The organism is Sphingomonas sp. (assembly GCF_965227385.1).
GTDB lineage: Bacteria > Pseudomonadota > Alphaproteobacteria > Sphingomonadales > Sphingomonadaceae > Sphingomonas.
Genome location: NZ_OZ245750.1, coordinates 2,328,461 through 2,350,240, shown reverse-complemented (window position 1 = coordinate 2,350,240; position 21,780 = coordinate 2,328,461). Strand labels below are relative to the sequence as shown.

General features: G+C 66.9%; 18 protein-coding genes. 13 read left to right on the top strand and 5 right to left on the bottom strand.

Features of this window, described 5'->3' with window-relative positions; genetic code table 11:
* Positions 1–5 precede the first annotated feature (5 nt).
* Positions 6–485: a MarR family winged helix-turn-helix transcriptional regulator gene (locus ACO05N_RS11425; protein ID WP_422057208.1), complete on the bottom strand. Its 480-nt coding sequence runs from the start codon at positions 483–485 to the stop codon at positions 6–8.
* 125 nt (positions 486–610) lie between these two features.
* Here ACO05N_RS11425 and ACO05N_RS11420 point away from each other — a divergent pair, with 125 nt between their 5' ends.
* The 9 genes from ACO05N_RS11420 to ACO05N_RS11380 are packed head-to-tail and all read left to right on the top strand — an operon-like array spanning position 611 to position 11,394.
* Positions 611–1,147 carry a TRAP transporter small permease gene (locus tag ACO05N_RS11420; protein ID WP_422057207.1) on the top strand — a complete coding sequence of 179 codons (537 nt, stop codon included), beginning with the start codon at positions 611–613 and terminating at the stop codon, positions 1,145–1,147.
* A complete protein-coding gene (locus tag ACO05N_RS11415) occupies positions 1,137–2,441 on the top strand; it encodes a TRAP transporter large permease (RefSeq protein WP_422057206.1) in 1,305 nt (434 codons plus the stop codon). Before ACO05N_RS11420 ends, ACO05N_RS11415 begins: the two co-directional genes overlap by 11 nt.
* Positions 2,442–2,444: 3 nt before the next feature.
* Entirely contained in the window at positions 2,445–3,485 is a 1,041-nt protein-coding gene (dctP, locus tag ACO05N_RS11410) for a TRAP transporter substrate-binding protein DctP (protein ID WP_422057205.1), read from the top strand.
* Complete coding sequence (locus tag ACO05N_RS11405) at positions 3,482–4,675, top strand: CaiB/BaiF CoA transferase family protein (protein WP_422057204.1); 1,194 nt, start codon at positions 3,482–3,484, stop codon at positions 4,673–4,675. The genes dctP and ACO05N_RS11405 overlap by 4 nt, the downstream gene beginning before the upstream one ends.
* Entirely contained in the window at positions 4,672–5,634 is a 963-nt protein-coding gene (locus ACO05N_RS11400) for a CoA transferase (RefSeq protein ID WP_422057203.1), read from the top strand. Before ACO05N_RS11405 ends, ACO05N_RS11400 begins: the two co-directional genes overlap by 4 nt.
* Positions 5,631–6,800 carry a CaiB/BaiF CoA transferase family protein gene (locus tag ACO05N_RS11395; RefSeq protein ID WP_422057202.1) on the top strand — a complete coding sequence of 390 codons (1,170 nt, stop codon included), beginning with the start codon at positions 5,631–5,633 and terminating at the stop codon, positions 6,798–6,800. Before ACO05N_RS11400 ends, ACO05N_RS11395 begins: the two co-directional genes overlap by 4 nt.
* A complete protein-coding gene (locus ACO05N_RS11390) occupies positions 6,797–8,044 on the top strand; it encodes a CaiB/BaiF CoA transferase family protein (protein ID WP_422057201.1) in 1,248 nt (415 codons plus the stop codon). Before ACO05N_RS11395 ends, ACO05N_RS11390 begins: the two co-directional genes overlap by 4 nt.
* Positions 8,044–10,350 carry a 2-hydroxyacyl-CoA dehydratase gene (locus tag ACO05N_RS11385; protein WP_422057200.1) on the top strand — a complete coding sequence of 769 codons (2,307 nt, stop codon included), beginning with the start codon at positions 8,044–8,046 and terminating at the stop codon, positions 10,348–10,350. Before ACO05N_RS11390 ends, ACO05N_RS11385 begins: the two co-directional genes overlap by 1 nt.
* A 60-nt stretch (positions 10,351–10,410) precedes the next feature.
* On the top strand, positions 10,411–11,394 hold the full coding sequence (locus tag ACO05N_RS11380) for an aldo/keto reductase (RefSeq protein ID WP_422057199.1): 984 nt from the start codon (positions 10,411–10,413) through the stop codon (positions 11,392–11,394).
* On the opposite strand, the gene ACO05N_RS11375 is transcribed toward ACO05N_RS11380, so the two are convergent.
* Entirely contained in the window at positions 11,391–12,110 is a 720-nt protein-coding gene (locus ACO05N_RS11375; protein WP_422057198.1) for a FadR/GntR family transcriptional regulator, read from the bottom strand. The two genes, ACO05N_RS11380 and ACO05N_RS11375, sit on opposite strands and share 4 nt — an antisense overlap.
* Before the next feature lie 119 nt (positions 12,111–12,229).
* Between ACO05N_RS11375 and araD1 the strand changes: the two genes are divergently transcribed.
* Positions 12,230–13,219 (top strand): AraD1 family protein, encoded by a 990-nt coding sequence (gene araD1, locus ACO05N_RS11370; protein WP_422057197.1) that lies wholly within the window; start codon positions 12,230–12,232, stop codon positions 13,217–13,219.
* Positions 13,216–14,139 (top strand): Gfo/Idh/MocA family protein, encoded by a 924-nt coding sequence (locus ACO05N_RS11365; RefSeq protein WP_422057196.1) that lies wholly within the window; start codon positions 13,216–13,218, stop codon positions 14,137–14,139. The genes araD1 and ACO05N_RS11365 overlap by 4 nt, the downstream gene beginning before the upstream one ends.
* A 672-nt stretch (positions 14,140–14,811) precedes the next feature.
* Here ACO05N_RS11365 and ACO05N_RS11360 read toward each other — a convergent pair.
* From ACO05N_RS11360 to ACO05N_RS11350, 3 genes are read right to left on the bottom strand one after another with little or no spacing between them, the layout of a single operon-like run.
* On the bottom strand, positions 14,812–16,437 hold the full coding sequence (locus ACO05N_RS11360) for an alpha-N-arabinofuranosidase (RefSeq protein WP_422057195.1): 1,626 nt from the start codon (positions 16,435–16,437) through the stop codon (positions 14,812–14,814).
* Between the two features lie 24 nt (positions 16,438–16,461).
* On the bottom strand, positions 16,462–18,252 hold the full coding sequence (locus ACO05N_RS11355; RefSeq protein WP_422057194.1) for an IlvD/Edd family dehydratase: 1,791 nt from the start codon (positions 18,250–18,252) through the stop codon (positions 16,462–16,464).
* 7 nt (positions 18,253–18,259) lie between these two features.
* Entirely contained in the window at positions 18,260–19,384 is a 1,125-nt protein-coding gene (locus ACO05N_RS11350) for an aldose epimerase family protein (RefSeq protein ID WP_422057193.1), read from the bottom strand.
* A gap of 102 nt (positions 19,385–19,486) precedes the next feature.
* Here ACO05N_RS11350 and ACO05N_RS11345 point away from each other — a divergent pair, with 102 nt between their 5' ends.
* Both ACO05N_RS11345 and ACO05N_RS11340 read left to right on the top strand, forming a co-directional pair.
* Positions 19,487–20,806 carry a sugar MFS transporter gene (locus ACO05N_RS11345; protein WP_422057192.1) on the top strand — a complete coding sequence of 440 codons (1,320 nt, stop codon included), beginning with the start codon at positions 19,487–19,489 and terminating at the stop codon, positions 20,804–20,806.
* Positions 20,803–21,777 carry a glycoside hydrolase family 43 protein gene (locus tag ACO05N_RS11340; RefSeq protein ID WP_422057191.1) on the top strand — a complete coding sequence of 325 codons (975 nt, stop codon included), beginning with the start codon at positions 20,803–20,805 and terminating at the stop codon, positions 21,775–21,777. The genes ACO05N_RS11345 and ACO05N_RS11340 overlap by 4 nt, the downstream gene beginning before the upstream one ends.
* Positions 21,778–21,780 lie beyond the last annotated feature (3 nt).

The following is a 21,780-nucleotide window of genomic DNA, read 5'->3' as shown; positions in this document are numbered from 1 at the left end:
CGGCCCTAGCGATGGAAGACGGCGTACATCCGGTCGAGCGCTGCGTCGAAAATCGGGCGCTCTTCCGGGCTGAGCTGGGCCAGTACCTCGGCCTCGACCCCCTTCATGATGTTGAACAGGTCATCGAGCGTCTTCTTGCCTTCGGGCAGGATCGTCAGTGCGTGGCGGCGGCGGTCGACGGTCGAGCGCTCGCGCTTGGCCCAGCCGCGCTTTTCGAGTTCGTCGACGATCTGCACCGTGATCGATTTGTCTAGGCCGACGGTGCTCGACAATTGCTGCTGCGACAGCCCGGGATTGGCCTCGATCAACGCGAGCGAGGAGAACAGACCGGCGCGGATGCCGTAATGCGCGCTCGCCGCCGCAAAATCGGCCGACAGCTGGTTCTGGACGCGGCGCATGCGAAAGCCGACATAATCGCCCAGCCGGCCGAGCTTCAGCCCGCCCTCAACCGCGTCGTCCGGCGATTTCGACCGCAATTGCGTCACATGTGTCCCCTTGTCGCCATCCACCGTTCGTGCGATTGACAGATGGTTGAAAATATCTACGGTTTTGATCCTACCATTCAGTTAGACCGCCCCAGCGAGAGGCTGTCAATCAGGAGAGGCATAGCGTGTCCGACCCGGTGACCGAAGCCGCAGCGCCGCTGCATGATGAGGAGCCGCCCCCCGCCCCGGTTACGGGCATCGCGGGCAAGGCGGCATTCTATATCGGATCGGCCGGACTGTTGCTGGCGACCGCGGCGGATTCGATCGCGGTGCTGGGGCGCCACACCGGATTCGCGCTGCTCGGCGCGATCGAGATCGTCCAAGCGGCGATCGTGTTCATCGCCGCATCGTCGATGGTTGCGGTGACCCTCTCGCGCGGCCATGCCGCCGTGCATATCCTGACCGACCGCCTCTCCCCTGCCCGCCGCGCGACGCTGGCGCGCGTTGCGAACCTGCTAGGCGCTGTTGCCGTGCTGCTGCTGGCGGCAGGATCGCTGATCCTGCTTGGTGACCTGTGGAACGGACATGAGCGGTCGGAGCTGCTGCACATTCCATTACGCTGGTTCAGGCTGTTGATGATCGTGGCGCTGGTGTTCGTCGCGATCCTGTTCGTTCGCCATGCTTTTTCGCGCGAAACGCCGGAGGGTGGTCATGGCGCCTGAACTGATCGGCCTGATCGGCATCCTCGCGTTGCTCGGCCTGCTCACCATCGGCGTGCCGATCGGGGTGAGCCTCGCGCTCACCGGCGTGGTCGGCCTGATGGTCATGCTCTCGCCCGAAGCCGCTTTGGTCAAGGCGGGCGTGGTAGTGTTCGAGGTCGCGAACAAATACGAATTGGGCGTCCTCCCGCTGTTCCTGCTGATGGCGCATCTGTGCTTCGCCGCCGGGGCGAGCCGCGATTTCTTCGATGTTGCCGCGCGCTTCGTCGGGCATCGTCGTGGCGGCCTTGGCCTCGCATCGATCGCAGGGTGCGCCGGGTTCGGCGCGATCAGCGGATCCAGCCTCGCCACTGTCGCCACGGTCGGCTCCGCCGCGCTGCCGGAGATGCGGCGCGCGGGCTATAATCCCGGTTTTGCCGCCGGGGCACTCGCTGCTGGCGGCACGCTCGGCGCACTGATCCCGCCATCGGGCGCGCTGATCGTGTTCGGCATCATTGCCGAAGTCTCGATCGGCCGGCTGTTCACCGCCGCGATCATTCCCGGGTTCAGCCAGGCACTGTTCTACATGATCGCCATCGCGGTCCTGTGCTGGTTCAAGCCCGAGCTGGGGCCGCGGTCGGTACGCGTCGGCTGGCGCGAGCGGATGCGCGGGCTGCTCGGCATCCTCGACATCATCGTGCTGGTCGTGTTCGTCATCGGGGGGCTGATGATCGGGTGGTTCACCCCGACCGAGGCCGCGTCGGTCGGCGTCATCGTCGCCTTCATCCTGATGGGCGTCCGTGGCGCGTTCAATCGGGAGGCGATCGCCGACAGCTTTGCGAAGACGCTGTCGACCACCGGCATGATCTACCTGATCATCTTCGGCGCGATCCTGTTCGCGACCTTCATCAGCGTGACCGGCATCGCCGACCTGATGTCGACCACCGTGCGCGATCTCGACGCAAGCCCGATCGTCGTGGTCATCGTCATCGCACTAATGCTGCTGGTGCTGGGCTCGTTCCTCGATGGCCTGGCGCTGATGCTGCTGACCACGCCAATCTTCCTGCCGATCGTGCTGGAGCTGGGCTACAGCCCGATCTGGTTCGGCATCTTCCTCGTCCGCACGATGGAGATCGGGTTCGTCCACCCGCCGCTTGGCCTCAACGTCTATGTCATCCAGGCGATCGGCAAGGACATTCCGCTCGGGCAGATTTTCCGAGGGATCGTGCCGTTCCTGATCGCCGATTTCTTCCACCTTGCCATGATCATCGCCTTCCCGGTGGTGACCTTGTGGCTGCCCAGCGTGATGGGGGCCTGACCGATGCGTTTACCAGTGATCCTCGCCGCGCTCGCGCTCGCCGGATGCAGCGTCGCGCCGCAGCCGACCGCCGAGCATGTGCTGACCTATGCCAGCCCCTATACCCCCACCCACCCGTTCGGCCTCGCCGATCAGGAATGGATGAAGTGGGTCGAGGCGAAGAGCGGCGGGCGCATCGCGTTCAAGCCCTATTGGTCGGGCGCGCTGATCTCGTCCGACATGAGCATGGAGGAGGTGCGCCACGGCGTTGCCGATATCGGCCTGATTACGCCGATCTATTCCAAGGGCGGTGCGCATCTGCTGCGTGGGCAGGCGGCCTATTATGGCGGGGTGCGCACGATCACCGATCAGGTCGCGGTGTATGACTGCCTGGCCGACCGCTTCCCGCATTTCGAGAATGAGCTGCACGGGTTGCATGTGCTCGCGGTGCAGGGCGGGAATTTCCCCGGCGTGCTGACGCGCGACCGCCCGATCCGCAGCCTCGCCGACTTTAAGGGCCTGCGTCTACGCGCGCAGAGCGATGCGGTCGATATCCTCAAGCAACTGGGCGCGGACCCGGTCAACATGCCGATGGGCGAGGTCTATTCGGCGCTGGCCAAGGGCGTGATCGACGGCGTCGTCGCCCCCGCCGACACGATCCGCAGCCTGCATTTCGCCGAAGTGGCGAAGCATTTCACCACGATCCGCTTCAGTCGCGGTGCCTATCCGGCGCGCGCGATGTCGGACAAGACCTGGCGCGCGCTCCCGCCCGACCTGCAGGCGATCCTGACCGAAGGGCGCAAGGTGTGGGAGGAAGCGCTCAACCGCCAGCTGCTCAAGGCCGAGCAGGCGGGGATCGACTATGGGAAGAAGGAGGGGATCACCTTCTCCAGCATCCCCGAGCGGGAACAGCGCGCGTTCGACGCGCTCTACAACAAGGATGCGCGCATCCAGGCGCAGCGGCTGGGCAAGATCGGGATCGATGCGGTGCCGATCTATGAGGAAGCGCAGCGGTTGATCGCGGGCGGCGATATCCGGTGCGACGCGAAGGTGGCGGGACGATGAGCAACCTCCCCCTCGAAGGCGTCAGGGTCGCCGATTTCTCCTGGGTAGGTGCGGGGCCGCGCGCGACCAAGGATCTGGCTGACATGGGCGCAACGGTGATCAAGATCGAATCGCGCAAGCGGCTCGACCTTGGCCGGCTATCCCCTCCATTCGCGACCCCCGGCCGTGATCCCGATGCGTCGACCTTCTTCGCGATCACCAACACCAGCAAGCTGGGGGTGACGATCAACCTGAATGATCCGCGCGGCATCGAGGTCGCGAAGAAGCTGGTCGCCTGGGCCGATATCGTCGTCGAGAATTTCAGCCATGGCTATATGGATCGCATTGGCCTCAGCTTCGACACGCTGAGGGCGATCAACCCCGACATCATCCAGATCAGCGTCAGCGTCGCGGGGCGCAAGGGGCCGCTCGGCACGATGCGCGGCTATGGCAATTCGGCCGGCGCACTGTCGGGCATGGCGGCGCTTTCGGGCTGGCCCGATCGCGATCCGCATATGGCACCGTTCGCCTATGGCGATGTCGTCGCACCGATGTTCGCCACCGTCGCGACGCTCGCCGCGCTCGAGCATCGCCGCCAGACCGGCGAGGGTCAGCTGATCGACATCAGCCAGACCGAGCCGCTGATCCACGTCATGGCCGACCGGTTTATGACGGAGCAAACTGGAGTCGGCGGGAAGCCCGGCAATCGCTCGCCCCACCGCGCCCCGCAGGGTGCCTATCCCGCGCGGGGCGTGGACCAGTGGGTCGCGATTGCGGTTCGCAGCGATGCCGAATGGGCCGTACTGGCAGCGGCGGCAGGCATCACCGATCCGCGCTTCGACACGCTCGCCGGGCGCAAGGCGCATGAGGACGAGCTCGACGCAGCTTTGTCCAAGTGGACGCGCGGGCAGGACAAGCGCGTCCTTGCCGACCGGCTCGCCGCGATCGGCATCCCGGCTGAGCCGGTGAATGACGGCCGCGACGTATTTACCGACCCCGAGTTGATCGAACGCGGCCATTACCAGCCAGTCACGCACAGCAAGCTAGGCGAGACCGAGATTCCCGGCCCGCCGCTGCGCTTTTCCGACAGCGCCATCCAGGTCGGGCCGCCGCCCAATCTGGGTGAGCATAACCGTGCGGTGTTCGTCGACTTGCTCGGCATGAGCGAGGCCGAAGTCCGCGACCTCACCGACGCGGGAGCACTCGCATGATGCTCGCCCACCTCACCATCGTCGACCTGACCGACGGTCTTGGCGAACTCGCCGGGCGGATGCTCGCCGAACTCGGCGCACGCGTCGTGCGGGCCGAGCCGGGCGAAGCGGCCTGGGACCATGGCAAGCGGACCGGCGACACCGAAACGCTGCTCGCCACCGCCGATATCCTGTTCCGCAATCCCGGCCGCGACCATAGCGCGCTCGCCGCCGCCAACCCGAAGCTGATCGACGTGGTCGTCGCGCCGTTCCTGCCCGGCGGCCCCAATGACGGGCGCCCGGAAACCGACCTGACGCTGATGGCGCGCTCCGGCCTGATGACGATCATCGGCGACCCGGACCGAGCGCCGCTGACCCTGCCCGGTGAACAGGCCTATGCGCTCGCCGGTATTCAAGCGGTAATTGGTGCACTCACCGCGCTCCACGCCCGCGCGACGACGGGCAAGGGCCAGCTGGTCGAGGTGTCCGCCTATCAGTCCGCCGTCCTTGCCAATTATCGCGAGCCGCTGACCTGGCAATGGACCGGGCGCGTCGGCAACCGCACCGGCAATCTGCTGATCCGCGGCAAGTCCGGCGTGCGACAGATCTGGCCCTGCGCCGATGGCTTCGTCACCTGGGCGCTGGTCGACAACCAGCCGATGATGCGCGGCATGGTCAAGGCGATGGGCGACGCCGCCGGGCCGCTGGCCGACGTCGATTGGGACGCGATCCTGGTCGCCGACATGCCGCGCGAGACGCTGATCGAATGGGAGGCGGTGGTCGAGGCGTTCTTCCTCAACCACACCCGCGCCGAACTGGGCGCGATGTCGCAGGCCAACGGGCTGGGCCTGTCGTGGATCGACACCCCCGCCGACGCGCTCGCCAGCGAGCACCTCGCCGCGCGCGGGCTGTGGCGCAATGTCGACGGCGTGAAGCTGCCCGGCAGGCTGTGGGTATCGTCGCTGGAGGACAGGCAATGACCGCACTCACTGGCCTCACGGTCATCGACTTCAGCAAGTTCCTCCCCGGCCCCTATTGCACCTGGCTGCTTGCCGATCTGGGCGCAGAGGTGATCCGCATCGAGAACCCGCGCGAGCTGGCGAAGCAGCGCAAGGTGTTCGGCTGGGACAAGCTGTCCGACGCGGAAAACGCCCGGCTGCGCGCGCACGACATTCTCGCGCGCGGCAAGAAGAGCGTGCTGATCGACCCCGGCAGCGATGAGGGCCGCGCGGCGATCCTGAAGCTGATCGACCAGGCCGACATATTGGTCGAGGATTACCGGCCCGGCGTGATGGCGAGCATGGGGTATGGCTGGCCGGAGATGGCGGCGCGGAACCCGCGTCTGATCTACTGCTCGGTCACCTTGTGCGGCCAGACCGGCCCCTATGCGCGCAAGCCCGGCCATGATCCGGTCGCGCTCGCCATTGCCGGGGCATTGTCACGGATGGGCGAAGACCCCGACCGCCCGGCCTTTCCCGGCGTGCCGGTCGCCGATCTGCTGAGCGGATCGAACGCCGTCATCGGCATCCTCGCTGCGGTGATCGCACGCGCGACGACGGGCAAGGGGCAGCAGGTCGACATCGCCATGTCCGACGCCTCGCTCGCGCTGATCGGCAACATCCTCTCGCGCAACCCGGACCTCTCCAAGGCACCGCCCAAGGGAATGCACCGCGCCGATAGCGGCATCTGGCGCTGCGCCGATGGCGAGTGGCTGGTCACGACCGATATGGAGCCGCGCTACTGGCGCATCTTCGTCGAGACGATCGGCCTGCCCGACCTTGCCGACAAGCAGATGGACCGCGCCAACTGGCCCGCGATGAAGGACCGCATCGCCCAGGTGATTGCGACAAAGCCGCGCGACGCATGGCTCGCCATCCTCGATGCGGCCGGCACGCAGTTCGCGCCGGTCCTGACCGTCGCGCAGGCGATGGAGGACCCGCACAATCACGCGCGCGGCATGATCCTCGATCTGCCCGCGCCCGGCGGCGGGACGGTGCGCCACACCGGCTGTCCGATCCGCCTTTCCGACACCCCCGCCAGCCCCGCCGCCGTCGCCCGCCCAGCGGGCGCCGATACGGCGGAGGTGCTGGCGAGCCTTGGCTACACCGCGGCGCAGGCCGCCGCACTTGAAGGACGACTCCCGTGACCGAAGCCACCCGCGAACGCCCGCTCGAAGGGCTGCGCGTCATCGACCTGACCCGCGCGCTTGCCGGACCCTATGCGACCCTGCTGCTCGCCGGGCTGGGTGCCGAGGTGATCAAGGTCGAGGACCCCAAGGGCGGCGATCTCGCGCGCGACAACAGCCCCTATGTCGGCCGCGACGGCATCACCGTCGAGCGCAAGCATGACGACGATGTGTCGATCAGCCACCTCACGCGTGCGCGCGGCAAGCTCGGCGTCTCGCTCAACCTCAAATCGCCCGAGGCGAAGGAGGTGTTCCTCGACCTCGTCCGCACCGCCGACATCGTGGTCGAGAATTTCACCGCCGGCACCGCCGACCGGCTGGGCGTCGGATATGAAGCCGCAAAGGCCGCCAATCCGCGCATCATCTATTGCTCGCTCTCGGGCTTCGGCGCGACCGCGCCGGAAGGGGGCAAGGCGATGGACATCATCATCCAGGCGCTGTCGGGTGCGATGTATGCCAGCGGCGGGCCGGGCGAACCACCGGTGCGTATCGGTATCCCGATCGCCGACATGCTCGCACCCGTGTTCTCGGTGATCGGCATCCTCTCGGCGCTCGAACAGCGCCACCGCACCGGCGTCGGCCAGCATATCGACGTGTCGATGCTCGGCGCGCTGACCAGCTTTGTGGCGATCGAAAACTGGTCGGCGATGGCGGCGGCGGGGATGCAGGCGCGTACCGGACTGACCGTCCAGCGGCTCTCGCCATTCGGAGTGTTCGAATGCGCCGATGGCTATGTCGCGGTCGTTGCAGTGCATGAGAAGCTGGCCCAAGGCCTGTTCCGCGCAATGGGGCAGCCCGAGCTGTCGGACGACCCGCGCTTCGCCAACCGCGACAGCCGCGTTGCGAATGCTGTGGTGCTGGAGGAAACGATCAACGGCTGGTCGCGCCAGCACAGCGTCGAGCATGTGGTTGCGGTGCTGGAGGCGCAAGGTGTCCCCGTCGCTCCCGTTCGCCACCCCGAGGATGCACTGGACGACCCGCGCGTGGTTGCGCGGCACGAAGCAGTTCCGGTCGCGCATCCGAGCTACGGGTCGCAGGTCGATCTGCGCACCGCCGGCATCCCGATCGTGTTTTCGGGCGCGGATACCGGCTTTGACGACGTGACCCCGATCCAGGTCGGCGAGCATAATGACCGCGTGCTCGCCACGACGCTGGGCTATGATGCCGAGCGGATTGCCGCATTGCGCGAACGGGGCGTGATCTGATGCAGAATGCAGCAGCACAGCTGATCGCGGCATGCGACGATCCCGGCGCGGTGGCCGAGCGGCTGCTGAGCGAAGGACATCGGGTGATCCGCGTGCTGGGGCAGGACGCGCCCTATGCGCTGCTGCGCGCAATGGGTCGCGCGCCGGTGCGGATGGTCCCCCGTCCCGGCCCAACGCCCGATGCCGATATGCTGGCGGGCGATGGCACACTGTCGCAGCGGGGCCGGTCGCTGCTGCAGCAGATTGTCGGGGACGCAAGCGGCACCTCGCTGCTGTTTACCCATGCCGATAGCGAGTTGCCGCAGCTGTTCGCGACGGTGCGCGACCTGATCCGCGCGGGCGACATCGCCGAGCGCCCGATCCATATGCTCGACCTCGGCCATCAACCGCGCGAGTCCAGCCGGGCCTATAATGCGGCGCGAATTGCCCAGCTCGTCGATTGGCTCGGCGGAGTGGATGCGGATCACTTTGCCGCATGTGCCGCCGAAGAGCGTGCGCGTCCGGCGGCGATGCGGCACCTGTCCGGGGTGAGGCGGATCGCGGCGATTGGTGCGGCGCACGCCCTTCCGCCAGCGGAGTGGCTGGAACTCGTCGGGCAGGTTTCGGGCGATGCAGCCGGCGAGCCGGTGTTCGTCCTCGGCTCCCCGCACTTCTCCACCGCCCGCGCCCGCGACCTTGCCGCGCGGGGCCTCGATGCCCGCGCCGACGATCAGGACTGGGGCGATCCGCTCGTTGCAGCCTGGGCCGACACCCCCGCGACGCTCGACGGCCTGTCCGACCCGATGCGCCTCGTCCCGCGCAAGCTGGTCACTGCCGAGGACCGCGCCGCTGTCGTGATCGCGCGCATGCAGGCGCTCGACATCGCCCGTGCGGTGATCGTCGAATCGGTCGGCGACGAAGCGGCGGCGTGGGACGCGGGCTATTTCGCGCGCACGCTCGAAGCCGCCGGCTTCGCGGTCGAGCGGATCGGCGCCTCTCCGCCCCCTGCCCCCGCAACCGACGCCCCCCGCCCCACGCCGCGCGGACAGGACGGCCGCCGCAGCCGCAAGTCGCTGACCTCGATCGCCAGCTTCGGGGCGTATCAACGCGACTGGTTCAAGGGCGTGCGCGAAGCGGTCGCAGCCGGCGCGCCGCTCGCCGTGGTCAACGCCAACTCGCCGCAGGAAATCCTGCGCGCGATGGACGTGCCGTTCGTCGTCAACCAATGGTGGGCATCGATCGTCGCGGCCAAGCAGCAATCGCCGCGCTATTTCCAGCTGCTCCGCGACCATGGCTACCCCAGCGATGCCGAAGCCTATAGCGCGCAGGGCATCGCCGCGATGTTCGACGCGGACCCCGAACAGGCGCCCTGGGGCGGCCTGCCCCGCCCGGCCTTCGTTCAGGCCCCGCTCGGCACCGACGCAACGCCGCGCATCTTCGATCACTGGGCGCGCGAGACCGGCGCGGAGCCGTTCCTGTTCGAGCGCAGCATCGAAAGCCGCATCGACTTTCCGATCGACTGGTGGGACCGGCTGCACGACGACTGGGACAGCGCGATCGAGCCCGAACGGCTCGACCTGATGACCGCCGAACTGCGCGCGGTGATCGCGCGGATCGAGGCAAGTACCGACCGCCGCTTCGACCCCGACCGTTTCGCCGACATCATGGATCTGGTGAACGAGCAGGAGGATTATTACCGCCGTACCCGCGACCTGATCGCCGGCGCGCACCCCGCCCCCGTGTCGATCAGCGACACCATGCCCGCGACAATGGTGCCGCAATGGCATCGCGGAACGACATGGGCACGCGACGCGGCGCGCGACTTCTACCACGAGGTGAAGGCGCGGCACGAAGCCGGCGAAGCCGCCTGCGCCAACGAGAAGCTGCGCCTGATGTGGGTCGGGCGCGGCATGTGGAGCGACATGGGCTTCACCCAGCGCTGGGAAGATAGCCATGGCGCGGTGTTTGTCTGGTCGATGTATCTCGCACTCGCCGCCGATGGCTATATCCGCCGCACCGCACCCGGACAGGACCCGCTGCGTGCGCTCGCGGCCCGCTTCGTGACGATGGGCGACGAGCTGCGCATGCCGACCTGGGCCGGGGCCTGGCATGTCCGCGAGGCGCAGAGCCATGCGGTCGATGGCGCGGTGGCGCTGAGCGATGCCGACCCGTTCGTGCTGCGCGCGCTGCGCCGTGCGGGCGTGCCGGTGCTCAGTCTCGATCTCGACAACTACAACCGCGAGGCGAGCGACGGCGACGCGGTCGATCGCCAGATCGCCGCATTCCTCGAAGGGCCGGTCAGCGACTATGCCGGGCGGCGACGCTGAGGCTTGCCACCATGCGCTGGGCGGGTCAGTGAGGCCGCGACCCCTGCATCGGAGACACCCATGACGCGCCGCCTTGCATCCTCCACCGTCAACCCGGTCGGCCTCGGCTGCATGTCGCTCAGCCATGCCTATGGCACCCCGCCCGCGCGGGAGGATGCGATCCGGTTGCTCAATCAGGCGCTCGACCTGGGATACGACCATCTCGACACCGCCGCGCTATACGGCTTCGGCGCGAACGAGACCCTGATCGGGGAAGCGATCGGCCATCGCCGCGACGCGTATTTCCTCGCGTCGAAATGCGGGATGACCGGCGTGGACGGAAAGCGCGTGATCGACGGGCGGCCCGAGACATTGCGCGCGACGATCGACCAGTCGCTGACCCGGCTCCGCACCGACCGGGTGGACCTCTACTATCTCCACCGCTGGGACAAGTCGGTGCCGATCGAAGAGTCGGTCGGCGAACTCGCGCGGCTGGTCGCGGCGGGGAAGATCGGCGCGATTGGCCTTAGCGAAGTGTCCGCCGCCACGCTGCGCCGCGCGCATGCGGTGCACCCGATCGCGGCAGTGCAGAATGAATATTCGCTGTGGTCGCGCAACGTCGAGCTCGGCGTGCTTGCGGCGTGCGCGGAGCTGGGCACGACCCTCGTCGCCTTTTCCCCGGTCGCGCGGGGTTTCCTCGCCGGCGCGCTGGCTTCGCCGGACGCGCTGGGTGAGCGCGACATTCGCCGTATGATGCCGCGTTTCAACGCCGAGAACTTCGCGCGCAACCTCGACCTGCTCGCGCAGCTACGCCGGATCGCGTCGGATCGCGGCATCACCCCGGCGCAGCTCTGCCTGCAATCGGTGTTCGCGCAGGGCGAGCATGTTGTCGCCATCCCCGGCACCACCTCACCCGCGCATCTTGCCGAGAATTTCGCAACCCCCGTCGAACCACTGCCCGGCGACGTGCTCGCCGAACTCGACCGCATCTTTGCGCCGACCGCGATTGCCGGGCCGCGCTACCCCGCGGCGACCCAGGCAGAGATCGATACCGAGGAGTTCTAGGGCTCGGCGAGCACCGCGCGCGTATCGGCGAACGCCAGATCGACCAACGCACGCATCGCCGCCTCGGCGGCGTCTGCATCACCCGCGATGATCGCGTCGCTGACCCGCGCATGATCGGGCACGGGGTCGCGCGGCAGCGCCTTGGTCCGCAGCTTGAAGCGCGTGGTCCAATTGACCGCCGCGCCGATGCTCGCGCTCAGCGTGATCAGCGCGTCGTGGAATGCGCGATCGGCGTCGCGCCCCGCTTCGGTCGCCAGCGTGTGCCGCCGCATGCCGACCAGCCCGGCCTTGAGCGCGGCGATGTCGTCCTTGTCGCGACGCTGGGCCGCAAGCCGCGCCGCCGCCGGCTCGACGATGGCGCGCAGCTCGAACAGGTCGCGGACAAAGCCCGGATCGGGCTCGCCTGAAAAGGCCCAGGCGACGATATCGGGGTCGAGCAAATTCCACCGGCTGCGCGGCTGGACCCGCGTCCCCGCCTTGGTCCGGCTTTCGACCAGCCCCTTGGCGGCGAGCACCTGGATCGCCTCGCGATAGGCGCTGCGCGAGACGTCGAGAGCCTCGGCATTGGCAACTTCGCCGGTCAGCCGCTCGCCCGGCGCAATCTCACCGCTGACGATCGCGCGGCCGAGGTAATGCGCGACCGCCCCGCGCAGGCGGCGGCCAGTGCTGCGTTCGCGCTTCTGTTCGCCGGGTTCGGACGGGTATTCCTGCTTCACCCTCTCGCCTCTTCTCACGGCCCGATTGCCTACGCGCCAAAAATCGCGCCCGCAATGCGACATGCGAACTTCCATTTTATATTATGTCGGACTAATTCGCATGGGAAGGGAGAGGTTCGATGGTTCGTTTGCTTCAACATCGCTCGTCCGATGGCACGCGCCGGGTGATTGCCGCAGCCGACGGCGAAGCGCGGTTCGTCCGTGCGTTCAGCGACGTTCGCACGATGGCGGCTGCGGCGATCGCGCGCGGGATCGGCCTTGCCGCGCTGGCCGAAGATGCAGGCTTTGACGAGGCGGTCGATCTGTCGGCTGCGGCGGCAGCGGGAGAATTGCTCGCGCCGATCGACCATCTCGACCCGGCGCACATCGTGGTGACCGGCACCGGCCTCACCCATCTCGGATCGGCTGAGGGGCGCGACAAGATGCACCGCGCCGCCGCTTCGGGCGAGAAGCTGACCGACTCGATGCGCATGTTCCTCGAAGGGCTGGAGGGCGGCAAGCCCGCCCCCGGTGCGGTCGGGCAACAGCCGGAATGGTTCTACAAGGGCGATGGCGCGCATCTGGTCGGCACCGGCGCGCCGCTGACCATGCCCGCCTTCGCGCAGGATGGCGGCGAGGAGCCGGAGCTGGCCGGCATCTACCTGATCGGGCCAGACGGGACGCCGCACCGCATCGGTTTCTGCCTCGCCAACGAGTTCAGCGATCACATGACTGAGCGGCACAATTATCTGTGGCTCGCGCACTCCAAGCTGCGCCCGGCGGCGCTCGGGCCGGAGCTGCTGGTCGGCGATCTGCCCGCCGATGTGCGCGGGTCCAGCCGCATCGTGCGCGATGGCGCTGTGCTGTGGGAAAAGCCGTTCCTGACGGGCGAGGCCAATATGTCGCACAGCATCGCCAATCTGGAGCATCATCACTTCAAATATGCCGCGTTCAGGCGTCCCGGCGATGTGCATGTCCACTTCTTCGGCACCGCAACACTGTCGTTCAGCGACGGCATCGCGACCCAGCCGGGGGACGTGTTCGAGATCGAGGCCGCACCGTTCGCCCTCCCGCTGCGCAACCCGCTGGCCCGCGCGGAGGCTGACGCGGTGACGGTGCGCGCGCTGTGACAATCCGCATTGCGCTGATCGGCCTGGGCAAGATCGCCCATGACCAGCATCTGCCCGCGATTGCCGGCGACCCGGGCTTTACCCTCGTTGCGACCGCGAGCGCGGACGGCGCGACGCTGGGCGGTGTGCCGGGGTTCGAGAGCATCGACGCGCTGCTGGCCAGCGGCATCGCGGTCGATGCGGTCGCAATCTGCACCCCGCCACAGGTGCGCCACCGCGTCGCCGCGACCGCGCTGCGCAACGGGCTGCACGTCCTGCTCGAAAAGCCGCCCGCAGCCAGCCTGACCGAAGCCGCAGCGCTCGCGGCGCTGGCGGACGAGGCCAAGGTCACGGTGTTCGCCGCCTGGCACTCGCGCTGTGCCGCCGGGGTCGCGGAGGCGCGTGCATGGCTCGCGGAGCGCAACATCACGCGCGGCACGATCACCTGGCGTGAGGATGTGCGCGTGTGGCACCCAGGTCAGCTGTGGATCTGGCAGCCGGGCGGGCTCGGCGTGTTCGATCCGGGGATCAACGCGCTGTCGATCGTGACCGAGATCTTGCCCGGCACCCTGCTGCTGCGCGACGCGGAGCTGGAGGTGCCGAGCAACCGCCACGCCCCCATCGCCGCGCGGCTCACGCTGGAAACCGGCTGCGGTGCGCCGATCGCGGCGGATTTCGACTTTCGCCAGACCGGGCCGCAAAGCTGGGATATCGAGATCGAGACCGACGCCGGTACGCTGCGCCTCGCCCGCGGCGGGGCCGAGCTGACCCTGCCCGACGGCACCCGCCCCGGCGAGGATCGCGAATATCCCGCACTCTACGCGCAGTTCGCCCGGCTGATCGCGTCTGGCGCGAGCGACCTCGACACCGCACCCTTTCGCCTCGTCGCCGACGCATTTCTGCGCGGGCGGCATTGCGTGGCCGAACCGTTCGAGGAGTGAGGCACATTAATCCGCCCCCGCCAGGGGGAGGATCAGGTCCCGCTCCGCCAGGATCACCGACATCGCGGCACCGCGGGATTGGCTGGTGCTAGCAAGGGATGCCGCCTGTCCGCTGACGACCCCATTGCCGCCGCTTATCGATAATCGTAGCGTCCCTCAAAGCGGACGAGTTGATAGAGCGCTATGATTAGCAAGCATCCGATGGTGACGCTCGTAGCGAGCTCCATTCTACTGCTCGCCGCAAGCTTCGGGACTTTCTACTCCATGCTCGCTGTTGGTCTGAGCGATGGACCGGGGCATTTAACGGCTCAGCTTATGCTTGCTGCCTGCGCGTTCGCAGCGCTGGTAACGACGGTGGTCACCGTTCGGTCGGCATGGGTGCTGTTCACGCGCGTTTGATGGCTGCTATCGAGCCGTTTTGCTTAAAACGGTCGTTTGGCTTCCCACCCAATTTCCGCCGTTCGCCATCACACGGGTGCAGTGAATAATTGCCCTTTCCTACAAGCCCCGATCCGGCATATCTCAACTGTCCGATGCCCCGTCCGGACACCCTCCCCCACCTTCAATGCGCGGCACGGACCCACCCGAAGCTGACAGAACCGCGCGCGTTGCCATTAACTTCGTCAGTTTCAACCGCACCCGCCCCTCCTTTCGGCAGCGACGGATGCGGCTTTACTCCACGATCTCCAGCATCGTCACCGACTTCGCCGGCAGGCGCACGCTCACCGCGCCGCCTGTGACCCGGCCGACGATCGGCTGCGGCTTCACCGCATCGGGGGCGTCGAAGCTGTTGATGCTGTTGACCTTCGCCGCCGTCAGCACCGTGCCGGCAGCGGACCTGGCCTTCACGCCCGGGATCTCCAGCCGCATGTCGGCAGGCTTGGCCGGATCGAGATTGACCAGCGACAGCCACAATTTCCCGTCGCTCGCGCGCACCGCGACCGCGTCGACGCGCGGCAGGGTCACCGCGCCTTCCCGATACTGGCCCGCATCGAACGTCACCGGCACCAGCGTCGAGTCCTGGAACGGCCGGTACATCTTGTGGATGTGATAGGTCGGGGTCAGCACCATCTTCGGCCCATCGGTCAGGATCAGCGCCTGAAGCACATTGACCATCTGTGCGATGTTCGCGCCCTGCACGCGATCGGCATGGCGCGCGAAGATGTTGAAGTTAAGCGCGGCGATGATGCCGTCGCGCAGCGAATTCTGCTGCTGCAGGAAGCCCTCGGGCGAGCCGGGCAGCTTGGCCAGCCACACGCCCCATTCGTCGACGATCAGCGGCACCTTCTTCTCGGGATCATATTTGTCCATGATCGCCGAATGAGTCCGCAGCCGTTCGTCCATCAACAGGGTGGACTGGATCAGCTCGGCATATTCCTTTTCGGCGAAATTGACCGAGTCATAGGCGGGCGGCCATTTCACCACGGTGTAGCTGTGCAGCGACAGCCCCTCGATGCTCCAGCTCCAGTCGCGGCCCTTCCACGCCTTCATCACCCCTTCGGTATAGGCGGTGTCGCTGTCGCTCGGCCCGACTGCGATGCGCAGCATCTGGTCGGGATTGGGCAAGGGTGCCGCGGGGTTGGCGGGGTTCGGAAAGGCCTGTTGCGCCGGATGATAGTTGCGCGCGAAGCGGGCGTAGCGCTTCAGCTCGTCGGTATAATGTTCGGGCCGCATATTGCCGCCACAGCCCCAGCTTTCGTTGCCGATGCCAAGGAACCGGATCTTCCACGGCTCGGTCCGCCCGTTCGCCGCGCGCTCCTGCCCCGCCGTGTTGCGCGTGTCGGCGGTCATATAGGCGACCCAGTCGGCGGCCTCCTTGTAGCTGCCCGAACCGACATTGATCGACACGAACGCTTCCGCGCCGATCTGCTCCAGAAGATCGAAGAATTCGTGCGTGCCGAACGCGTTATTCTCGATCGCGCCGCCCCAGTTGGAATTTACAGTGACGCGCCGCTTGGCCGGATCGCCGATCCCGTCGCGCCAGTGATATTCGTCGGCAAAGCAGCCGCCCGGCCAGCGCACGTTCGGCACGCGGATTTCGCGCAGCGCCGCCACCACATCGCTGCGGATGCCGCGGACGTTGGGAATGGGCGAATCCGGCCCGACCCACACGCCGCCATAGATTCCGGTGCCGAGATGCTCGGCGAACTGGCCGAAGATATGGCGGTTGATCTTCGGACCGGCCTTGTCGGCCTGGACCGTCACCGTGACCGGAGCCTCGGCCTGCTGCGCCAAGACAGGTGCCGTCAGCGTCGCGGTGGCGAGGAGCGACCCTGCCAGCATGAAGTGCTTGAACATCGTCTCTCCTCCCACCGTGTCGCGTCAGTGATTGTCGCGGGGCAGCCCCCGTGTCTGGGCGATGCGCTGATAGGCTTCGCTGCCCTCCAGGATCGCGCCGCTCTCCATCTGGCCGACCAGGCTGCGCTGGATTTCCTGCCACGGGGTCTGCGACGCCGGATAGGGATAGCCGCCCGCGGCCTCGAGCGCGCGGCGGCGTTCGGCCAGTTCGGCATCAGGGACCAGGATGTTGGCGGTCCCGGCTCTCAGGTCCACCCGCACCCGGTCGCCATTGCGCAGCAGGGCAAGCCCGCCCAGCGCCGCCGCTTCGGGAGAGGCGTTGAGGATCGACGGACTGCCGCTCGTCCCCGATTGCCGCCCATCGCCCAGGCAGGGCAGGCTGCGAATGCCGGCGGTGATCAGGTAATCGGGCGGCCGCATGTTCACGACCTCGGCCGCGCCGGGATAGCCGATCGGCCCCGCCCCGCGCATGATCAGCAGCGTCTCGGGCGTAATGCCAAGCGCGGGATCGTCGATCCGCTTGTGATAATCCTCCGGTCCGTCGAACACCACCACCGGTCCCTCAAACGCCTCTGGATCGTCGGGGTTGGACAGATACCGCGCGCGGAACTCGTCGGAGATGACGCTGGTCTTCATGATCGCCGAATCGAACAGGTTTCCGCGCAGCACCAGGAAGCCGGCATCATGCAGGATCGGGTTGTCGAACGGGCGGATCACCCGCTCGTCCTCAATCGTGGCGGCGCGGCAATTGTCGCCGATGGTGCGGCCATTGGCGGTCAGCACGTCCTCATGGATCAGCCCGTGCCGCATCAGTTGCGCCACCACCGCCGGAACACCGCCCGCGCGGTAATAATCCTCGCCCAGATACTCGCCCGCCGGCTGGAGGTTCACCAGCAGCGGCACCTCACGACCCACGGCCTGCCAATCGTCGATCGGCAGATCGACCCCGATATGGCGCGCGATCGCGGCAAGGTGGATCGGCGCATTGGTCGATCCGCCGATCGCGGTGTTGACCCGGATCGCATTGTGGAACGCCTCGCGCGTCAGCAGGTCGGAGGGCTTCATGTCCTCCGCCACCATCTCGACGATGCGCAGGCCGGTGCGGTACGCTACCTCCTGCCGGTCGCGATAGGGCGCCGGGATTGCCGCCGATCCGGGCAGAGACATGCCCAGCGCCTCGGCGAGCGAGTTCATCGTCGTCGCCGTGCCCATCGTGTTGCAGTAACCGGTCGAGGGCGCGGACGAGGCGACGAGGCGGATGAATTCGTCCGCGTCGATCTCGCCCGCCGCCAGCATCTCGCGCGCCTTCCACACGATCGTCCCCGATCCCGTCCGCTCGCCCTTGTGCCAGCCATTGAGCATCGGCCCGACCGACAGCGCGATCGCGGGGATGTTCACTGTCGCTGCCGCCATCAGGCATGCCGGCGTCGTCTTGTCGCACCCGATGGTCAGCACCACGCCGTCGAGCGGGTAGCCGTAGAGCACCTCCACCAGCGCGAGATAGGCAAGGTTGCGGTCGAGCCCGGCGGTCGGGCGCTTTCCGGTCTCCTGGATCGGATGGACCGGAAACTCGATCGCGATCCCGCCCGCCTCGCGGATGCCCTCCCGCACCCGCTCGGCCAGCACCAGATGGTGGCGGTTGCACGGGCTGAGGTCCGATCCGGTCTGCGCGATGCCGATGATCGGCTTGCCCGAACGCAGCTCGTCCAGGCTGAGGCCGAAATTGAGGTACCGCTCCAGATAGAGCGCGGTCATGTCGATATTGTCGGGGTTATCGAACCAGGCGCGCGAGCGCAGCGGCTTGTCTGTGGTCATTTGATACTCAGTTGGTGGAAAGGCGGTAGATCATCACGTGGCGATAGGGCTTGCCCGGATCGACCCGCGCCGATGCGAACGCCGGCTTGTTGGGCGCATCGGGGAATTTCTGCGGCTCCAGCGCGATGCCGTCGCCCATGCGATAGATCCGCCCGCTGCGCCCCGCAACGGTGCCGTCGAGGAAATTGCCGCTGTAGAATTGCAGGCCGGGTTCGGTGCTCAGCACCTCAAGCACCCGGCCGGACACCGGATCCTCAAGCCGCGCAGCGAGCTGTGGCGTCGCGGTCTGGCCCTTGTCGAGCGCCCAGTTATGGTCATAACCGCGCCCTGCGACGATCTGCGGATCGCGCCCGTCACGCAAGCCCTCCGCGATCAACCGGGGCTTGCGGAAATCGAACACCCCGCTCTCGACGGGCTTCATTTCGCCGGTCGGGATCAGCGCCGCGTCGACCGGCGTGTAGGCGCGCGCAGGGATGGTCAGCAGCTGGCGCGACGTCCCCTCGGGCGCGCCGTCCCCGGCCATGTTGAACAGCGCGTGATTGGTCATGTTGACGATGGTCGGCTTGTCGGTCGTCGCGTCGAACTGGATCGTCAGGTCGCCCTTGTCGTCCAGCGCATACGTGACCTTGACCTCCAGCGTGCCGGGATAGCCTTGGTCGCCGTCCGGGCTGGTGAGCGCCATGACGACCCGGGCGATTGGTCCGCTCGACACCGACACGATCCGCCAGTTGCGCTTGTCGAAGCCCTGAACCCCGCCATGCAACGAATTGGCCTTGTCATTCTGAGTCAGCTGATAGGCGCGTCCGTCGAGCGTGAAGCGCCCACCGGCAATGCGGTTGGCGTAACGACCGACAGTCACGCCGAAATAGTTCGGCTTCTTCTCGTAGTCGGCGACATCGTCAAAACCGAGCGTGATTTCCGCCGGCTTACCCGCCCGGTCTGGCGCGACCAGCGACTGCAGCGTCGCGCCATAGGTCAGGATCCGGGCGGCCACGCCGCGCGCGTTTTTCAGCGTCACCGCCTCGATCGGCGTGCCGTCAGCCAGCTTGCCCGCGTCGCTACGCGCCGCGTCCGCGGCATAAGCAGTAGTTGCAGTTACGCAGAGCAGTGCCGCGACCATCATTGCCCTCATCATCCGACTCCCCGTTTGTCTTGCCCGGATTGACCGGTGTCGCGCTTGCTTATACTCCGACAAAATAACGGGCAAGCAAATTGCCGGACATGGAGGGGTTGCATGGCAGTGTCACCGATCGGCGCGACGAATCCGCACAGCGATGGGGCGGCGCCGCGCAGCTACCGCCCCGCGCTGACCCTGCTCGCCAGCCTGTTTTTCATGTGGGGGTTCATCACCGTCATCAACGGCACGCTGCTGCCGCATCTGCGCAGCGTGTTCGACCTCAACTATACCGAGACGACGCTGATCGAGAGCGTGTGGTTCATCGCCTATTTCATCGCGTCGATCCCCTCGGCTAAACTCATCGAGCGGATTGGCTATCAGAAGGCGCTGGTCACAGGGCTGCTGATCATGGCCGCCGGGTCCCTCGGTATGATGCTGGCGGCGAGCATCCCGTCCTATGGCGTCACGCTGACCATGTTGTTCGTGATCGCCAGCGGGATCACGCTACTGCAGGTCGCGGCCAACCCCTATGTCGCCGTCATCGGTCCGGGGGAGACGTCATCGGCGCGGCTCAACCTGGTACAGGCGTTCAACTCGCTCGGCACCGTGCTGGCGCCCTTGTTCGGCGCTTATCTCATCCTCGGACGCTCGGTTGGCGGCACTGCCGAGCATGGCCGGGTGCTGACCCAGGCCGAGCGGCTGGCGGACGCGCAGTCGGTGATCCTGCCTTATGGGCTCGTCGCGCTGGTGTTGGTGATCCTGGCTCTGGTTATCGGTCGTTTCCCGCTGCCCGCGATGGGCAAGGCGACCGCGCGGATCAGCGACGGCGTGGCGAAGACGGGCTCTGCCTGGACCCGCTTCGTGACGCACCCGATGTGGCGGCACCGCAACCTTGTCTGGGGTGTACCCGCGATCTTCATCTATCTGATCGCGGAGATCGGCGTCGCGAACCTCTTCGTCAACTTCGTCGCTCAGCCCAGCATCGCCAATCTGACGACCGAGCAGGCCGGCCGTTACCTCACGCTGATGTGGCTGGGCATGATGGTCGGACGGTTCGTTGGCGCCATCGCGATGCGCTGGATTAAGGCGGAGACGCTGCTGGCGTGTTTCAGCGTCGGCGCGTTCATCGTGATGCTGGTGACGGTGTTCGTCGACGGGCCGATCGCGATGTGGTCGCTGATCCTGGTCGGCCTGTTCCACTCGATCATGTTCCCGACGATCTTCACCCTCGGGATCAAGGGGCTGGGCCGCTATACCGAAGAAGCGTCCGGCCTGCTGATCATGGCGATTGCCGGCGGCGCGCTGGTCGCGGTGCAGGGCTGGCTGGCCGACAGCTTCGGGCTGCAGATGTCGTTCCTGCTGACCGCAGCATGTGAGCTTTATGTGCTGTGGTACGCGCTGTGGGGATCAAAGCCGGTGGAGGAAGCCGCCGCATGATCCGCGCCGCGATCCTAGCCGCCGCGTTGGCGCTGACCCAGGCCACCCCTGTGCCGGGGTCGAACCCGATCATCCGCGACAAGTTTACCGCCGACCCCGCGCCGCTCGTCGTCGGCGATAGGCTCTACCTCTATGTCGGGCATGATCAGGCGCGCGGGGACGAGATGTTCAACATGCGCGAATGGCTGGTCTATTCGACCACCGACATGCGCACCTGGACCGACCATGGTCCGATCATGAACGTCGCCGATTTCAAATGGGCCAAGAAGGATGCCTGGGCATCGCAGGCAATCCAGAAGAACGGCAAATTCTGGTTCTACACTGCCGTCGAACATGACGATACACATCCGGGCAAGGCGATCGGGGTCGCAGTATCGGACAAGCCGACCGGACCGTTCGTCGATGCCAAGGGCAGCGCGCTCATCACCAACCAGATGACGCCCAAGGGAACGCACAGCTGGGAGGATATCGACCCGACGGTCTTTACCGATGACGATGGCACGACGTGGATCGCCTGGGGCAATCGTCAGGCCTACATCGCCAAGCTCAAGCGCAACATGATCGAGATCGACGGCGAGATCACCGAAATCACCCCGCCGCATTTCGAAGAAGGGCCGTGGCTGCACAAGCGCGGCAATCTCTATTACCTCACCTACGCCTCGCTCGACCGCAAGACGCACACCGACGAGCGCGTGTCCTACTCCACCGCGCCGTCGATGAAGGGGCCGTGGACCTATCGCGGCGAGCTGACCGGATCGGGCAAGAACAGCTTCACCATCCATCCCGGCATCGCGCAGTTCAGGGGCAACTGGTATCTGTTCCTGCATAATGCTGCGCTCAGCATCGGCGATCAACAGGGCGCGCTCGGCCGCCGCGCGGTGACCGTCGAGCATCTGCGCTATGACGCCAACGGACTGATGCTGCCCGTCGTCCAGACCGATGCTGGCGTGACCGCCCCGCCACCCCGCTGACAT

What these genes read in the sequence shown, in the direction of transcription:
- ACO05N_RS11345 (WP_422057192.1), top strand. Translation starts at nt 19,487, where the DNA reads ATGGCAGTGTCACCGATCGGCGCGACGAATCCGCACAGCGATGGGGCG.
- ACO05N_RS11350 (WP_422057193.1), bottom strand. Translation starts at nt 19,384, where the DNA reads ATGAGGGCAATGATGGTCGCGGCACTGCTCTGCGTAACTGCAACTACT.
- ACO05N_RS11380 (WP_422057199.1), top strand. Translation starts at nt 10,411, where the DNA reads ATGACGCGCCGCCTTGCATCCTCCACCGTCAACCCGGTCGGCCTCGGC.
- araD1 (WP_422057197.1), top strand. Translation starts at nt 12,230, where the DNA reads ATGGTTCGTTTGCTTCAACATCGCTCGTCCGATGGCACGCGCCGGGTG.
- ACO05N_RS11395 (WP_422057202.1), top strand. Translation starts at nt 5,631, where the DNA reads ATGACCGCACTCACTGGCCTCACGGTCATCGACTTCAGCAAGTTCCTC.
- ACO05N_RS11360 (WP_422057195.1), bottom strand. Translation starts at nt 16,437, where the DNA reads ATGTTCAAGCACTTCATGCTGGCAGGGTCGCTCCTCGCCACCGCGACG.
- ACO05N_RS11340 (WP_422057191.1), top strand. Translation starts at nt 20,803, where the DNA reads ATGATCCGCGCCGCGATCCTAGCCGCCGCGTTGGCGCTGACCCAGGCC.
- ACO05N_RS11400 (WP_422057203.1), top strand. Translation starts at nt 4,672, where the DNA reads ATGATGCTCGCCCACCTCACCATCGTCGACCTGACCGACGGTCTTGGC.
- ACO05N_RS11385 (WP_422057200.1), top strand. Translation starts at nt 8,044, where the DNA reads ATGCAGAATGCAGCAGCACAGCTGATCGCGGCATGCGACGATCCCGGC.
- ACO05N_RS11355 (WP_422057194.1), bottom strand. Translation starts at nt 18,252, where the DNA reads ATGACCACAGACAAGCCGCTGCGCTCGCGCGCCTGGTTCGATAACCCC.
- ACO05N_RS11415 (WP_422057206.1), top strand. Translation starts at nt 1,137, where the DNA reads ATGGCGCCTGAACTGATCGGCCTGATCGGCATCCTCGCGTTGCTCGGC.
- ACO05N_RS11405 (WP_422057204.1), top strand. Translation starts at nt 3,482, where the DNA reads ATGAGCAACCTCCCCCTCGAAGGCGTCAGGGTCGCCGATTTCTCCTGG.
- dctP (WP_422057205.1), top strand. Translation starts at nt 2,445, where the DNA reads ATGCGTTTACCAGTGATCCTCGCCGCGCTCGCGCTCGCCGGATGCAGC.